Below are 13,631 nucleotides of genomic sequence, written 5' to 3' on the forward strand. Positions count from 1 at the left end.
CGTTTGCGGTTGGCCTCGTACCTCGGCTCAATCCGCAAAACGGCGCCGCCGCGCGCTAATTGCTGCGCCAGGGGCGGGATGGGTACTCGCTATCGGGGACGACCGTCACCGTCGTGCCTGCGGGCTGCGCATCGGCCTGTAGTCGCTCGGTCGAGGGTTGCGGTGGCGGTGTGGCGGCAAGGGCTGGCTGCAACCCTGATCGCGGATCGAGGCCGTTGCGGTCGGGCAGCGTGGGATCGAAGTAGCCGTCCTTGGCGACGGTCAGGCAGAAGTCGAAAGCCGTGGCGACCTTGGTGCCCTGCTGCGTGTAGCACTGGCAGGATTTGCCGTCCTTCACGGTGTGTTGTGGGCGTCGGGCCACAAGGCGCGGGTCGCTGGTGGACAGGCAATACAGCCGCGGGTGAGTAACGGGCTTGGTCAGTTCGTCGTACACCGGCGCCGAGGACGGCAAGTCAGGCACGCGGGGCTTGCGTCGCTCCAGGTATTGCTCGGCGGTGACGGGCTTGGCCTCTCCGTCCCCCGTAGGCTTGATCAGGGAGGTGACTGCCGACGACACCTGATCGACCACGCCCTTGTCTGCGCCGTTCGGTGCGGTTGCGTCAGCCGCCGCGCCTGCCGGAGTGGCGGCTTTGCTGCCATCCGCATAGCGTTCGTAGGCGCGGTAAACCATGAAGGCTGCGCCGATGATCACGGCCAGCGCCAGGATCATTTTCTTCGGCGGCTTGAAGGCGAAGTGGTGATTGGCCTTGGTGCTGGTGTAGACGCCGAAGTACTTTTTATCGAGCTTGAGGGTGGTCTTGTCGGCGTCCTTGAAGCTGGTCTTCTTCTCGACAGCCTCGATCACAGCTTCGGATTCGAAGCGCAGCAGCTGCTGGCTCTTGAATACCCGCCAGTAGTGGATGTGGCCGTTGCACAGGCGGCGAAGGTGTACGTCGATGTAGCGCGGGTCCTGGGTGACCAGATGCACTTCGTGGCCTTGGTGCCGCATGATCTCGAAGCGGCTGATGTGCTCCGGCGGCTTCTGCCGGGGGTCGCGCACGCCGAACCAGCCTTGTGCTTCGTCGACGACGATGATGGCGTCCTGGGGCAGCTCGTACCATTTGTACGGGTCGTCGAACTCGAACCACGACGCTTGCAGTTGATCGGTCTTGAGGTCCGCCACGTTGTGGTAGTAGACGACGCGGCCTTCCTTGTGGGCCTTCTGATCGACTTCGCGAATGGTGTTGAGGGTCTTGCCGTGGCCGGGTTTGCCGGTGCGGATGTAGAGCATGGCCGGTCCCCCTTACGCGTCGATGTAATCGCGGCCTGGAGGATTCCAGACCTGTTTGCGTTTGCGGTCGGCGGCCTTGTCCAACCCGGACAGGACCATGCGAGTGACCACGGCGGCGAGGAACATATTGATCGCCATATCGACCTTGGCCAGGCCGAGGATCTGCTGGATCGCGAGCCCCGCATTACCCATCTGCGACTGCACGTAGCTGCGCACCTGATCGAGCAGCAGGTTGGAGCCGACATAGGCGACGAAACCGACGCCGAGCATGCGCATGACCATCTTCACCAGCGGGCCGACGATCATGATCAGGAGTTGCACCAAGAACAGGTATTGCATCATTCACCTCCAAAGGCGCGGCCCACGTAGAGCGCGCAGAACACACTGGTGCCAATGAGAAGCAGGACTCCGAGATCGGAAGCGGCAGCACATAGCGGCGCGTAGGTAAACGCGAAGGTGCGTCCGCCGTTGGTTCTCAGGGAAAAGGTTTTGTCGGTCGGGCAACTGGAAGGCAGGAAACGCGTGCCGCTGTTGAGGAAGGACGGGGCTTCGACTTCGAGGTCGTCGGTGAGCTGGAACTTGTCGCCTTTCACCGCCGCTTCGATCTGGCCTTTGTTCTTCTCGAAGTCGCCCTGCTTTTCCACCTCGCAGCGCAGCTTCTTTTGCTGCTCCACCATGGCGCAGTCGATGGCGTCGCCCGAGCACTGCACCGACGCATCGCAGTCGTCAGTGCCGGAGACTTCGCGCTCGGGCTCTTCCTCCTCTTCCTTGTCATCCTTGTTTTCCTCGCCGGGCTTGTCGCTGGCCTTGCAGCCGGTGCCTGTGCAGCTGGACGACTCGCCGCCAGAGGTGCCATCGGCGTTGGTCTTGCTGGTGCCGTTGGTGACGCTGGTGGTCGAGGAGCAGGCGTTGACGCCGCTGCAATTGGTGGTGGTGGTCGTGGTCGTCGTGCTGGTGGTCGAGGAGCCATCACTGGCGGTCTTTTCGCTGACTTCGGTCTTCGTTTCGGTTTGCTTCTGGGTCGGGCTGGGCTTGCCCTCTTTGCAGCCGAAGACGCCGTTGACCTCGCCGCACTGCATGTTGCCCGGTTCCTTGAAGGTGTCCGTGGCAAGGCAGCTGTAATGGACGCGCCCCTCGGCGTCAGTGACCTTGTTGGTGCACTCGTTGGACTTTTCGCGGGTAGGCAACGCGGCGGGCGGCGTATTGGGCGTGGGGTCGGTGTTCGGGCAGATGACACCGTTGCCCTTGTAACGGAAGACGCAGAAGCCTGAGTTCTGATCGCCGCCTTCCATGAAGCGATAACAGCGGCTGGGGGCCTCGCCGGTCGAGGCGTACTGGCAAGAGCCCTGGCACAGACTGCCCGGCGGTTCGGTGCGGGTGTTCTGCAGAACGACCCCGCCTTCGCTGAGAGCGCCGATCTTGTGTTGATGCTCGACCATCTGGCCGATGGTGCTGAGGCACTTGTCCTTCTCCGGGACTATGCACTCGCCAATGTCCTTGTCATACACCTTGGGTGCGGTACAGCCGTCACCGAAGCGAACCAGTTTTCCCGAATGCTGAGTGATCTTGCCAGTCGCCTTGGTAAGGGTCTGGTAGTAGCAAGTGCCCGAAGAACCTGACACCGAGACCGACAGCATCGTATCCACGTACAAACCGTCGGGGCGGTTCCAGTAGTCCATCATCCCCTGACAGGCCCCGGCTGGGGTCGGTGCACGGGTGACGTTGTAGCCGTAGTACTGCCAGTAATAATCCTCGGCTTGAGCCGTGCTCACCGTCAGCACCAGCAGAAACAGGACCAGGGCGCGCATGCTCAGACCCGCCCGAAGAACACCACGGCAAACGCCAGGGTGGTGACGATGAGGACATACCACTGCACGGACATGGCAGGCTCTCCAGAAGAAGAACCCCGCCGGAGCGGGGTTCGGTGCTACGGCTGTCAGGCCGGGTGGGGTTACAGGGCGCGGCGCATGTACTTGAATGCCGCAGCGGCGACCAGCACGGCGAACACGGCCCAGCCGATGGTGTTGGTGTCGTCACCGGCGGTGGTCAGTGCGGCGGTCGCTTCCGAGGGCACTGCCGCATAGGCGGTGGCGACCAGGGTGGAGCCGACGGCAGCAACGCCAACAGCCACTTGGCGGGCGCGACGACCATAGGCCGAAGCGCGGTTTTGCAGACGGTTCTTCAGTTGGTTCATGGGTGTTACCTCGCTACTTGAGCAGTCGTTTCAGGACCAGAAAGCCGAAGGCGATGGCAAAGAGTCCGAGCACATCCCCGCGAATCTCGGCGACCTGTTCCCAGGTGAGTGCAGAGCCAACCTCGCTCTGCATTTCCTCGCGGGTGAAGACCTTCAGGGTGCCGGTGCAGATGGCGGAACCATCGGCACCGAGCGCCCACCGGCCGTCACAAGCGATGAAATTCATAGGAAGCGCGCCACGCCATCGACCCAGCCCCAGGCGTACCCAGCGGCGAGGCCAACCACGAACAGGGAGAGGTATCGAGTCATGGCCGTGCTCCCGTGTTAGTTCTTGGGCGATTCGCCGGGCTTGTCAGCGCTGGGTTTGTCGCTGACGGGTTGCGGTGCCGGGCGCTGAGTGGGCTGCTGCACGGCGGGCTGACGCGGCGCGGCGGTCTCTTTGCCCACGCTCAGCAGCTCGGTGAGGAACTGGGTATTGGTGGTGCGGCCGAAACGGTCCTGGGTCGGGCGGACCACGCTGGCGAACTTGCACAGCACCGGAGCGCCGGCGAAGACGATGCCGTCGAGCAGGGTCGGCTCGATGCTGTATTCGCTGATTTCGAAGCCTTTGGCGTTGCCGCGAGCGCCCTCGGGGATCGGGGAAATAGCCTGGACACTGGCGTAGATTTCGCCGGTCTTGGTAGAGGTGTAGGTATCGGTCTTGGTGACCCACAGTTCGACTACGCCGCCGGTGGTTGCAAACATGTTCATGTGAAGCTCCTTTGCCTTTTTCGGGCATGAGTTGGCCCGCTGCTGCAAATTGGGCGCGTTGGTGGCCGTCATTCAGCGGGTGTGGTGGTGCCTTGGGTTTACGGGTGGTGAGTGGCTGGGAGAGCGAAGATCAACGTCGTAAGGGCGCTGCCCTTACCATCCCGCTCTCGCCGCCGAGGGCTCAGGAGCGCGGGGCGGTGGAGCTGCCCCACTCTCCCGAGCTGAGGCTATTCAGGGGGGAGCGCGGTCAAGGGTGCGCTTCGCCCGGCGCTCCGTTTGACCGAACGATGAAGCGTGTTCGGACAAGCCGGTGCGGCGGCCCCTGACCTGACGGGCCCAGGTGGGGCGGATATGGCGAGCGGGGTAACGGCCCACCAGCAGCGCAATGGCAATGAACGCGAGACGGACGATCAGGTATGCGATGAACCTAGTGGACATGCTTCAGCCCTCCAGCTCGAACGGTTCGTGGATTGGCACGAAGGGCGTGGGTCTGCCGCTGTCGTAGACAACGTGCCAATACTTCGGGGGACGGAGCGCGGGCATGTGTTTGTCGCAGGTAAAACCCCGTTCCACCCGGTACGTCGAGTGGATCGAGCGCCACACTCCAGCGACCGGCGCCATCGTAGTAACGACCGTAAAGACCCGCGTAGGGCGGCACTCGGTGCAGGGTGTGGATTGGGAGGGAGCGGGCTTCGCCAGTTCGCGACGGGACCAACAGACAGAGCAGTCGCAGCCCGAAGAGTGAGGCTTGCCCAGGTAGGCACTGAAGACGTTCATGGTTCACGCCGTCCACTCCTGTTCCAGCAGCCAGTTCCGCATCAACGCGCTATTCACCATACGCAGCTTGCCCAGCTTCACGGAGGGGAGGACGCCCCGGTACACCCAGGCACGGGCAGTACCGAAAGTCACTCCGTTGCGTTCTGCCCACTTCTCGATGGGCTCGACATCTTGTTGCGGTCCTACCAGGGACCCGGGTGGCAGCTCTTCCAGTTCCATTGTCGTTCCGTCACTATTCGTGTCATTACCGGCGATATACATCCGGCAATATATGCCGGTGCCTGTATGCCGATTATGAGGAGTCGAGCTGGAGTCACAATCAGCCGGCGTCCCTTTGTGCTGACGAAATCGAAAAGATGAGAGAGCGAATAGTCGCCATTCTTGAGAGGAAGAAGCTGACAGCTAAACGCTTAGAGCAGCTGAGCGGTATCGACCGGGAAAAGTGGTACGCACTGAGAAAGGGAGCTCGACGAGTCAACGAGGACGACATTAAGGCGTTGGTGGAACTTGCCCCCGAGTATGCCTTTTGGATGGTCACGGGAAAAATCGCACCTGAGTGCGGTCAGACAAGCCCCGAATACGACGAGGCAAATGAAAAATTGCCCAAGACCAACGCGGGATAGAGCTGACAAGGAAAGCGGCACTGCGATGGTTCAATAGAAAGGGATAATCACCTTTGGCGTGAACACGCCGACGCTTCAGGGAAAGGAGCTAAATCATGAAAGCAGATCGGGACGACGCCCCCGCATATCTCCGGCGCAAAGGCTGGCAATACACAGCAAGGAAATGGTCCGTCCCTGTGTTGGCCAGCACTGCCGTCGTATTCGGCGCGCTGTATCTCGCCAGCTCAGCCCTGCTGCAAAACACGGTCCGAAGCCTAGCGAGTAAGCACCAGGCTCAACTCGACCCTGTTGCCCAAGTGAGCCGATCAAACCCGGTAAATGATCAGGACAAGTGGGATCGACTGGTGGAAGAGCGATTCCGCCGGGACAATCCCAGCGCCACAGTCCAGCGTGCAACAGAGCCCGCTCTGCCCGCCATACCGAAGCAAACCGTCTACCACGACCAAAACTACACGCCTCGCGGCGCGGATAACGTGCTTCCGTTACGCCCCTTTCCCACCCCAAAGGAACCAGCTCGGCAATCCGAGCCGCAGGGCCCCAGAATCACCATCGTCGGGGAGACTCAGAGTACAAAGGACAGAGTTTGCTGGCCTTACAAGGAAGGCAGTATCGAGCGGCGAAACTGCAAATTTGCAGTCGGCCTGGGTAGCAGGGATCGGAACTAGCAGGCTCTCACCGCTCTGGCCAGCAAAGGGAAGGCAACACTGCGTTGGTTCAAGCGGGATAGGAGCGATTAAGCAGACCGAGGTTACGAAATAATTAACAGCCTAGACTAACTTTTCGCACTACCAAAACTGTCTAGCCAATATAAATCCCCAAGAACTATAGGGAGCGCTCAACAGAATGCAAGTGAAAGCCGAATACGCTGGAAAGCACGCCTTTGTAGCCACAGCAGAAGACGTTGAAGGAATTTGGAGCACTCTAGGCAGCTATTACGAGAAAGTTGAAGCAGAAGTAACCTGCAGCGACGGAATACATCGGAAATTCACAAGAAAAGAAGAAATCTCAAAATACACAAACCCTAAGAGATCAGAAATAAAAACAGTACAATTTACGGCAATAAGGCGGAATGACGATAAGGACATAGAAGTTGGAACAGTAACATTAGGAAAGAAATTTTATAATATTTTATCTCTCTCACTTCATGGAGAGGAGGAATCCATAACCACGATAAATACCAAAATTCGAGACACATTCGAGGGAATAAAGCCCTGGTACTCACTCCTAGCAACTGTCGACCTAGGTTTCGTCCTATTAGTGCTTGGCATGCTTGGCTTTGGATTCATTAGCCTCATAAACAAGCCACCAGCTAAAGCAACAGCTTCCACCTCACCTCAAATGGCAATCGCAATAATCTCGGCGCTTACCGCGATTATTGCCTTCGTAGCCTTAGTCGCGTGGATATTCGCAAAAGTAAGAGAAAAAATCTTCCCAGTAACGGCCTTTAAGATTGGGCAAGGAATTAAACGGCACGAACTGAACGAAAATATTCGCTGGGTAGTAGTTGTTGGTTTAATCGTAGGAATTGCAAGTGCCTTTATTAGCGCACCGCTTTTACCTTAAAGAAGCGAAAACGATGGATTAGACTTAATTATCGAACCACAAGGAGCTTAGCGGATGTAGCTTCTCGAATCGCAGTCTGGTTCGATGTAAAAACTGTAATTCCTGGAACGGAGCAGTAATCAGAGTCATCAGTAATAATATTGGTGACTCCAGACGCTAGAGCCTGCTCAACCATAAACAAATCGTAGCCATCTAAAGCCATCAAGCTAAATTTCTTGACGGCAGCCGCTGTAAATTGACAGTCAAGGTTAACAGGCATGAGGTCAGAGGTGTCAGTTACGTCCTGCCAGACACTCTGGATGAGGGTTGCCACTCGAGCCCGCTGATTTGGGTAGTTGTGCCGAAACTCTTTGGCTCCAATCGTCTTGTTTGCATTGAAAGCGTAAATGCTTCTTTCCGCAGACTCAATATTATGAGCCAACTCAGAAAAGCTCAAAGGACTGCAATAAAGCTTTGCCCCAGAAGACAGAACGGCTTTTAGATAGGTAGGATAATCAGTAACCTGATACGGTTGAGCTGCAGAGTTTTGCAACTGAAAAACCGACGCCTTAGGATAAAAAAGCCAGTACCAAGCGTTTGTATCGACTAAAAAAACGTCGTTAGCCTTAGGAGTATCCGTAGTGATGTTAACCACATTCGCACGGACCTTCACCGGCATTAAAGGCCCTTACTTGCTTCTTCAGCAATACGATAAGATGCCTGACGTTGCTCTATTGAGCTGCTGTAGTACTCCTTAGCGTTTTCAATAACACGCCTAAGTACTCTAGAACCGAAGTCAGAAATATGATTAATTTTTAGATTTCGGTTCAAAATGTCAGGCTTTACATCTTCTAGCAAAGCACCGATACCGGCATTGAAAAATGGCGAAGCGAAAACTTTTACCCCGTCGAAATCGAGTTCAACCGTATCGCCGTGCAAAAGAGGCTCATGGATAGAACGGAAGATTGCCTTACCGTCATCCAGCGTCATGGCATTTTCGCCAACCAGCTCACGAACCTGTAGATACATACCTTGCCTCATCAGAAAAATGGCTGCTCATTCAGCTCATTTGACAGCAGGTAGAACTTGTCGTCACAGCACAGCCGAATCTGAACCAACGTCCCATGAAAAATGGGCGCAATATTATCGTACTTTTCACCGCGAACGTCAATCCGAGCATGCCCTTGGTGACTAAAAATCTCAAGGCAACCATTCGCTTTTTGCACGAACTCCTTGACCAAATCTAGCCCCATTCCCCTGGGAACGCTGCCGTTTGTCGTCGTGAAACCTCGGGAAAATGCGTGACGCATAGCCACATCACCTGCGCAGGGCTGACCGCCTAGGTAAGCCCCCACGTTAGCAGGGATGCCCACCCCAAAATCTGCGATGGAGAGTAGCAGTTCTCGACGATTGGGGAAGTGCTGTCCGCAGCAGATAACGCCAACCGTCGACCTGCTATGCTCAAAGGCGTTGCTAAAAAGCTCCCAAATCTGCCCTAAGATGGCGTCAGCAAGCAATTCGCTTACTGAAATCCATCCCCGCCCAAGCCAATGCTCTCGCAAGCTCGATACGATTCGTTCTTTATCTGGGGCAGCGAACTCTTGGTATGGAATCGCGTTTCCACGCCAAGGCGCAATGGAAGCGCCCATAGCATGAGCGAACCCGTTCTGGACGAGATTCGCCTGCACTCCAGCCCGCATTGTGTTGGAAAGAAAGCAGACTCTCCGGCCTCCGGACTGAAGGATCCTCGCCATCCCGCCAAGGATGACCACAGCGTTAGGACGCAAAAAATCGCATTTTAAGAAATCAAAGTGGATTTCATGGTCCCGTGGCGCATTTGCTACTGCCTGCCAAATGCTCCGCAACTGCCAATAGTCCCATAGGTCATCATTAAGACGCGGAATGGAAATGGTAGTGATGCTCAAGCAACGATCCTGTAGCAGATAGGATGAATGGCCAATTAATCTCAAACTGCCATTTTACTCATCAAATACAGCTATGGAAATCGTCGGCAGCCGAGGACCGGCTGAGGTCTTAAATGGTCGAAAAAATGTCGAAATCAAAGAGACGAAAAGGCACGAACCACGACAGTCAAGCAAAGGAAAAACGGGCAACAGAACATAATGGAATGCTCTGAAATGCCATTTTAGAGGGTTTGAAGCCCGGCCACGCCACCGGGCGTGATTGCCTTCCCTGGACTGGTGCCGGCGCTGGAGCGCGTCGGCGAATCGGGAGCCTGGATGTTGCCATCATTGCACTGACCGATACCAGCGCAGCGATTCCGCTGACGAAGTCGAAGGTGGGCTAGGAGGCGTTACGCTGGAGCCATGCGCCTCAAGGCTTCCGTATAGCTCTCACTCGCTACGCGCCGGCGGCCACAGTCTCATGGTGTGCACCAGTGCCATTATCCAGAGTGCGTCCGCTTCGATCTGGTAGATCAGCCGGTAACTCTCGTGAGGAATCAGTTCGCGAGTGCCTGGAATCCTTCCCGGCTTCCCCATCTCGGGAAACTCCTTCAGCTTGCTCACCGTGGCGCTGAAAAGAGTATCCATCTGCGCCGCCGCCTCCGGATTGTCGGCAGCGATGTACTGCCAGATATCGAGACGATCCTGCTCGGATTCCGTGCTCCAGCGGACCCTCATTTGCGGCGGGTTGCCCTGGCGCGGCGAGCAGCAAAGGCCTCCTCCACCTCTTCATCCGAGCGCCCCTCGCCGGCCGCCAACGACGCGCGGCTCGCGTCGATTTTGGCTTGCAGAAAGGCGTCGTAGTCCTGCTCCTGGCGCTGCTGGCGGATGAAGTCTCTCATGAGTTCTCGCATGACCTGGGAGGCCGGGCGATGCGCTGCCTCTGCGGCAGCCATGAATTCGGCGCGCAGCTCAGACTCCAGCTTCATGGTGAACACGGCTTCTTTACTCATGGGAAGGCTCGCAGGTGATGAAAAGGAATATACGTCGTATATACCTTTTCTACTGTAGGCCAGCTAGCCATTGAGTGGCATCCGATTCCGGTCGACAGCTAGGACTTGTCCGCTGCCGCAGTACTCGCCAGCGCCGAATCCTCCCGCACCCTCCGCTCGTTGCCATAGCGGCGGGTAAAACCGATCCGGTCGAAGTATTCCAGCAACTGGATGCAGCGTTTGCGGCCGATGCCGATGCGGTCGCGGAAAGCGGCGGCGCGGATGATGCCGGCTTGGTCGCGCAGGTGCAGGGCGTGGCCGGCGAGTTGGCGAACGGTTTCTTCCGGATAGAACAGGTCCTTCACCACCTGGTGCAGATGGCCCAGTCGGGCGAGTTTGCGCAGCAACAGGCGCACGTCGCCCTCCTCCTCCGCCAGCTCGCGGGCAAGGTCGCGCACCCAGGGTGGGTCGAAGTTGCCGGCCTGCAGCAATGGCCAGAGACGATCGCGCAATTTCTCGTCGGCTTCACCGAGCTGCACGCGGTGATCGGGTAGGTGCAGCCAGGGTCCGCTGCTGTCGATGCGCTTTTCGGCCAGCAAGCTTTCCAGCAGCGCGATGAACACCGGGCGTTCCAGTTGCGGCAGCGCGTAGCGGCGCAGGCGATCGCGGTCAGGACCGAGTTCGTCGGGGGCTTCCTGGTGGAAGGTCTGCAGTTCGGCCAGCAGTTGCTCCTGCAGCGCGCTCCAGCGTTCCACCGCGAAGAGTCTCGCACCCAGGCGCGTGCTGATCTCGACCAGTTCGGAGCGCAGCTTCCAGGTCTCGCGGGGGCGGTTGAACTGCCGCGCCAGCAGTGCCGGATCGAGGCCGTTGCTGGCGTGGGCCAGTAGCGTCGGCAAGGCACCTTCCAGACTCTCGCCCTGCAAGGCCCGCAGTTGTTCCATACGTTCCGGACTGCGGCGATTGCGTGCGGGAGCAAAGGAGTCGAGCACGCGGCCGCCGCCGAGGGTGCGCTGCGCGGACTGATCGCGCAGCACCAATCGGTCGCCGTGGACAGCATGGCTTGGAGCATTCAGGACAAGCTGCGCGAAGGCGCGTTCGCCCGGTTGCAAGCGCTCGTCTTCGAGCAGAGCGATGCGGCCGGTGACGTCCTGGGTGCCAAGGTGCACATGAACGGGTGTCCAGTGGGTGAAGGCGCGTGTCTCGCTGGGCAGCAGGCGCAGGTCGATATCGATGCGCGTGGTGGGCGCATGTAGTTCCGGAGTGATCAGCCAGTCGCCGCGGTGAATCTGGTCGATGCTCAGGCGTTCGCCGGCGATGTTCAGGGCTACGCGCTGACCGGCGTGGGCCTGCTGCGCCTCGCGGTTCTGTGCGTGCAAACCACGGACACGAACGCGGCGGCCGGCGCTGCCCAGCAGCAACTCATCGCCCACACGAACGGTGCCGGCGAAGGCGGTTCCGGTGACGACGACGCCCGCGCCACTGACGCTGAAAGCGCGGTCCACCGCCAGGCGGAAACCACCCGCTGCTGCACCTTCACGGGTATCGCGCGCCGCTTCGGTGAGTGCGCCGCGCAGTGCGTCGATGCCCTCCCCAGTCACGCTGGACACGGGGAAGATCGGCGCCCCGCTCAGAGCTCCATCGGCAAGCTGTTCCTGCACTTCGCGAGCCGCCTGTGCCACGCGCTCGGCGGGCACGCGGTCGGCCTTGGTCAGGGCGACGATGGCGCGGCGGATGCCGAGCAGTTGAACGATGGCGAGGTGTTCGCGGGTCTGCGGCATCACGCCATCGTCGGCGGCCACCACCAGCAGCACCAGGTCGATGCCGCTGGCGCCGGCGAGCATGTTGTGGACGAAGCGCTCGTGACCGGGCACATCGATGAAACCGGTGAGCGCGCCGTCGCCGAGGTCGGCATAGAGGTAGCCCAGATCGATGGTGATGCCACGCTCGCGCTCGGCCGGGCGGCGGTCACCCTCGATGCCGGTGAGGGCGCGCAGCAGCGAGGTCTTGCCGTGGTCGATGTGGCCGGCGGTTCCGACTATCACGCGTCGCCCTCGGCCAGCAGCGGCAGTTGGGCGACGAAGCCGGGTTCGTCGTCAAGCTGGCGCAGGTCGAGCCACAGCGCATCGTCATCGATGCGGCCAAGCACGGGAATCGGCAGGCAGCGCAGACGTTCCTCCAGATGGAGCAGCGCACGTCCGCGCTGGCGCTTGGGCTGGATCGGGCGCAGGCACAGCGCGGCGCTGGGCAGCCGGGCGACCGGCTGGGCGCCGCTGCCGATCATCCCCAGGGCATCCACGGCGCTGACACTCCAGCCGTCGCCCAGCAGCGCTGCCAAAGCCGGTGCGAGGCGCTGGGCCTGGACGCGGATATCGGCCTGCGGGCGGCTGAGCAGACGCAGGCTGGTGAGTCGTTCGGCGAGGCGATCCGGGTCTCGGTAGAGATTGAGCACGGCCTCCAGCGCGGCGAGGGTCAGCTTGTCCACGCGCAGGGCGCGCTTGAGGGGGTTCTTCTTGATCCGTCCGATCAGTTCCTTGCTGCCGAGGATCAGCCCGGCCTGGGGGCCGCCAAGCAGCTTGTCGCCGCTGAAGGTGACGATGTCGGCGCCGTCGCGCAGGGCTTCCTGCACGGTCGGCTCCTTGGGCAGGCCCCAGCGGGTGAGATCGACCAGCGTGCCGCTGCCCAGGTCTTCCAGCAATGGCAGACCGTGGGTGTGGGCGATCTGCGCCAGCTCCGGCGTGGCGACGCTGGCGGTGAAGCCCTGCACGCTGTAGTTGCTGGTGTGCACGCGCATCAACAGGCCCGCACGCGGGCCAATGGCGGCTTCGTAGTCCTTGGCGTGGGTGCGGTTGGTGGTGCCGACTTCGACCAGCTTCACCCCGGCGCGGGACATGATGTCGGGGATGCGGAAGGCACCACCGATTTCGATCAGTTCGCCACGGGAAATGATGCCTTCCTTGCGCGCGCCCAGGCTGTTGAGCGCCAGCAGCACGGCGGCGGCGTTGTTGTTGACCACGGTGACGGCCTCGGCGCCGGTGAGCTCGCGGATCAGCCCGGTGATGAGGTCGTCACGGTCGCCACGCTTGCCGGTGGCGAGGTCGAATTCGAGGTTGAGCGGGTAGCGCGCGGCCATCGTGATCGCCTCGATGGCTTCCTCCGGCAGCAAGGCGCGGCCGAGGTTGGTGTGCAGCACGGTGCCGGTGAGGTTGAACACCCGGCGCACGCGGCTGGCGTGGTGCGCGGCGAGGCGTTCGCCAGCCCGGCCGGCGAGCACGGATTCCTCCAGTTCGATGGCGGCCAGTTGGCCGTGGAGCGCCGGCTCGCGCAGTTCGTCGAGCAGGTCGCGCAGGGTCTTGAGCAGGGCCTCGCGGCCGTAGCGCTGCTGCAGCGGCTGGCAGGCCGGGCTGCGCAGCAGGCGGTCGATGGAGGGCAGGCGTACCGAGGTCATGGACGGGCCTTGTGCGGATTGCGAGGGCTGGAGTCAGTGTAGGGCGCATAACGCGGAGCGCGTTATCCGCCGTTATCGCGCTGTCTTCGTAGGATGGGTGGAGCCTGCGATACCCATGCTGTGTTCGATGGGTA

General features: G+C 60.0%; 17 protein-coding genes. 2 read left to right on the top strand and 15 right to left on the bottom strand.

Translation table 11 applies throughout. From position 1 onward, the window contains the following. Positions 1 to 55: 55 nt before the first annotated feature. The 8 genes from GA645_RS24820 to GA645_RS24865 form a co-directional block, all read right to left on the bottom strand. Positions 56 to 1,270, bottom strand: coding sequence for a zonular occludens toxin domain-containing protein (locus GA645_RS24820; protein WP_152226394.1), 1,215 nt, complete (start codon positions 1,268 to 1,270; stop codon positions 56 to 58). A gap of 12 nt (positions 1,271 to 1,282) precedes the next feature. Beyond that, complete coding sequence (locus tag GA645_RS24825; protein ID WP_152226396.1) at positions 1,283 to 1,609, bottom strand: DUF2523 domain-containing protein; 327 nt, start codon at positions 1,607 to 1,609, stop codon at positions 1,283 to 1,285. Continuing rightward, positions 1,609 to 3,078, bottom strand: a complete 1,470-nt coding sequence (locus tag GA645_RS29135; RefSeq protein WP_256676016.1) for a virulence factor TspB C-terminal domain-related protein — start codon at positions 3,076 to 3,078, stop codon at positions 1,609 to 1,611. The genes GA645_RS24825 and GA645_RS29135 overlap by 1 nt, the downstream gene beginning before the upstream one ends. A 143-nt stretch (positions 3,079 to 3,221) precedes the next feature. Then, on the bottom strand, positions 3,222 to 3,464 hold the full coding sequence (locus GA645_RS24835; RefSeq protein WP_152226398.1) for a major capsid protein: 243 nt from the start codon (positions 3,462 to 3,464) through the stop codon (positions 3,222 to 3,224). A 13-nt stretch (positions 3,465 to 3,477) separates the two neighbouring features. Then, positions 3,478 to 3,690 (bottom strand): hypothetical protein, encoded by a 213-nt coding sequence (locus GA645_RS24840; protein WP_152226400.1) that lies wholly within the window; start codon positions 3,688 to 3,690, stop codon positions 3,478 to 3,480. 98 nt (positions 3,691 to 3,788) lie between these two features. After that, positions 3,789 to 4,214 carry a DNA-binding protein gene (locus GA645_RS24850; protein WP_152226402.1) on the bottom strand — a complete coding sequence of 142 codons (426 nt, stop codon included), beginning with the start codon at positions 4,212 to 4,214 and terminating at the stop codon, positions 3,789 to 3,791. Positions 4,215 to 4,655: 441 nt separating this feature from the next. After that, positions 4,656 to 4,991 carry a DUF5447 family protein gene (locus GA645_RS24860; protein WP_152226406.1) on the bottom strand — a complete coding sequence of 112 codons (336 nt, stop codon included), beginning with the start codon at positions 4,989 to 4,991 and terminating at the stop codon, positions 4,656 to 4,658. Positions 4,992 to 4,994: 3 nt separating this feature from the next. After that, the gene (locus GA645_RS24865; RefSeq protein WP_152226408.1) at positions 4,995 to 5,210 is read right to left on the bottom strand and encodes a DNA-binding protein; all 216 of its coding nucleotides are present in this window, start codon (positions 5,208 to 5,210) and stop codon (positions 4,995 to 4,997) included. Positions 5,211 to 5,347: 137 nt separating this feature from the next. Here GA645_RS24865 and GA645_RS24870 point away from each other — a divergent pair, with 137 nt between their 5' ends. Beyond that, positions 5,348 to 5,614: a DNA-binding protein gene (locus tag GA645_RS24870; protein ID WP_152226410.1), complete on the top strand. Its 267-nt coding sequence runs from the start codon at positions 5,348 to 5,350 to the stop codon at positions 5,612 to 5,614. Positions 5,615 to 6,457: 843 nt separating this feature from the next. After that, positions 6,458 to 7,177, top strand: a complete 720-nt coding sequence (locus tag GA645_RS24875) for a hypothetical protein (RefSeq protein WP_152226412.1) — start codon at positions 6,458 to 6,460, stop codon at positions 7,175 to 7,177. A 28-nt stretch (positions 7,178 to 7,205) separates the two neighbouring features. Here the strand turns inward: GA645_RS24875 and GA645_RS24880 are convergent, their stop codons facing one another. From GA645_RS24880 to selA, 7 genes are all read right to left on the bottom strand, one after another. Next, positions 7,206 to 7,835, bottom strand: a complete 630-nt coding sequence (locus GA645_RS24880) for a PIN domain-containing protein (RefSeq protein ID WP_152226414.1) — start codon at positions 7,833 to 7,835, stop codon at positions 7,206 to 7,208. Continuing rightward, positions 7,835 to 8,185 (bottom strand): STAS-like domain-containing protein, encoded by a 351-nt coding sequence (locus GA645_RS24885; RefSeq protein ID WP_152226416.1) that lies wholly within the window; start codon positions 8,183 to 8,185, stop codon positions 7,835 to 7,837. Before GA645_RS24885 ends, GA645_RS24880 begins: the two co-directional genes overlap by 1 nt. A gap of 11 nt (positions 8,186 to 8,196) precedes the next feature. Next, complete coding sequence (locus GA645_RS24890; protein ID WP_152226418.1) at positions 8,197 to 9,081, bottom strand: ATP-binding protein; 885 nt, start codon at positions 9,079 to 9,081, stop codon at positions 8,197 to 8,199. Between the two features lie 429 nt (positions 9,082 to 9,510). Continuing rightward, positions 9,511 to 9,798: a type II toxin-antitoxin system RelE/ParE family toxin gene (locus tag GA645_RS24895; protein WP_152226420.1), complete on the bottom strand. Its 288-nt coding sequence runs from the start codon at positions 9,796 to 9,798 to the stop codon at positions 9,511 to 9,513. After that, positions 9,795 to 10,073 (bottom strand): antitoxin of toxin-antitoxin stability system, encoded by a 279-nt coding sequence (locus GA645_RS24900; protein ID WP_152226422.1) that lies wholly within the window; start codon positions 10,071 to 10,073, stop codon positions 9,795 to 9,797. The genes GA645_RS24895 and GA645_RS24900 overlap by 4 nt, the downstream gene beginning before the upstream one ends. A gap of 98 nt (positions 10,074 to 10,171) precedes the next feature. After that, complete coding sequence (gene selB, locus GA645_RS24905) at positions 10,172 to 12,094, bottom strand: selenocysteine-specific translation elongation factor (RefSeq protein WP_152226424.1); 1,923 nt, start codon at positions 12,092 to 12,094, stop codon at positions 10,172 to 10,174. Continuing rightward, the gene (gene selA, locus GA645_RS24910) at positions 12,091 to 13,497 is read right to left on the bottom strand and encodes an L-seryl-tRNA(Sec) selenium transferase (RefSeq protein WP_152226426.1); all 1,407 of its coding nucleotides are present in this window, start codon (positions 13,495 to 13,497) and stop codon (positions 12,091 to 12,093) included. Before selA ends, selB begins: the two co-directional genes overlap by 4 nt. Positions 13,498 to 13,631: the final 134 nt, after the last annotated feature.

This window comes from Pseudomonas sp. SCB32, from assembly GCF_009189165.1.
Taxonomy (GTDB): Bacteria; Pseudomonadota; Gammaproteobacteria; order Pseudomonadales; family Pseudomonadaceae; genus Pseudomonas.

Coding starts and splice junctions, on each gene's coding strand:
- GA645_RS24820 (WP_152226394.1), bottom strand. CDS start 1,270: ATGCTCTACATCCGCACCGGCAAACCCGGCCACGGCAAGACCCTCAAC.
- GA645_RS24825 (WP_152226396.1), bottom strand. CDS start 1,609: ATGCAATACCTGTTCTTGGTGCAACTCCTGATCATGATCGTCGGCCCG.
- GA645_RS29135 (WP_256676016.1), bottom strand. CDS start 3,078: ATGCGCGCCCTGGTCCTGTTTCTGCTGGTGCTGACGGTGAGCACGGCT.
- GA645_RS24835 (WP_152226398.1), bottom strand. CDS start 3,464: ATGAACCAACTGAAGAACCGTCTGCAAAACCGCGCTTCGGCCTATGGT.
- GA645_RS24840 (WP_152226400.1), bottom strand. CDS start 3,690: ATGAATTTCATCGCTTGTGACGGCCGGTGGGCGCTCGGTGCCGATGGT.
- GA645_RS24850 (WP_152226402.1), bottom strand. CDS start 4,214: ATGAACATGTTTGCAACCACCGGCGGCGTAGTCGAACTGTGGGTCACC.
- GA645_RS24860 (WP_152226406.1), bottom strand. CDS start 4,991: ATGAACGTCTTCAGTGCCTACCTGGGCAAGCCTCACTCTTCGGGCTGC.
- GA645_RS24865 (WP_152226408.1), bottom strand. CDS start 5,210: ATGGAACTGGAAGAGCTGCCACCCGGGTCCCTGGTAGGACCGCAACAA.
- GA645_RS24870 (WP_152226410.1), top strand. CDS start 5,348: ATGAGAGAGCGAATAGTCGCCATTCTTGAGAGGAAGAAGCTGACAGCT.
- GA645_RS24875 (WP_152226412.1), top strand. CDS start 6,458: ATGCAAGTGAAAGCCGAATACGCTGGAAAGCACGCCTTTGTAGCCACA.
- GA645_RS24880 (WP_152226414.1), bottom strand. CDS start 7,835: ATGCCGGTGAAGGTCCGTGCGAATGTGGTTAACATCACTACGGATACT.
- GA645_RS24885 (WP_152226416.1), bottom strand. CDS start 8,185: ATGTATCTACAGGTTCGTGAGCTGGTTGGCGAAAATGCCATGACGCTG.
- GA645_RS24895 (WP_152226420.1), bottom strand. CDS start 9,798: ATGAGGGTCCGCTGGAGCACGGAATCCGAGCAGGATCGTCTCGATATC.
- GA645_RS24900 (WP_152226422.1), bottom strand. CDS start 10,073: ATGAGTAAAGAAGCCGTGTTCACCATGAAGCTGGAGTCTGAGCTGCGC.
- selA (WP_152226426.1), bottom strand. CDS start 13,497: ATGACCTCGGTACGCCTGCCCTCCATCGACCGCCTGCTGCGCAGCCCG.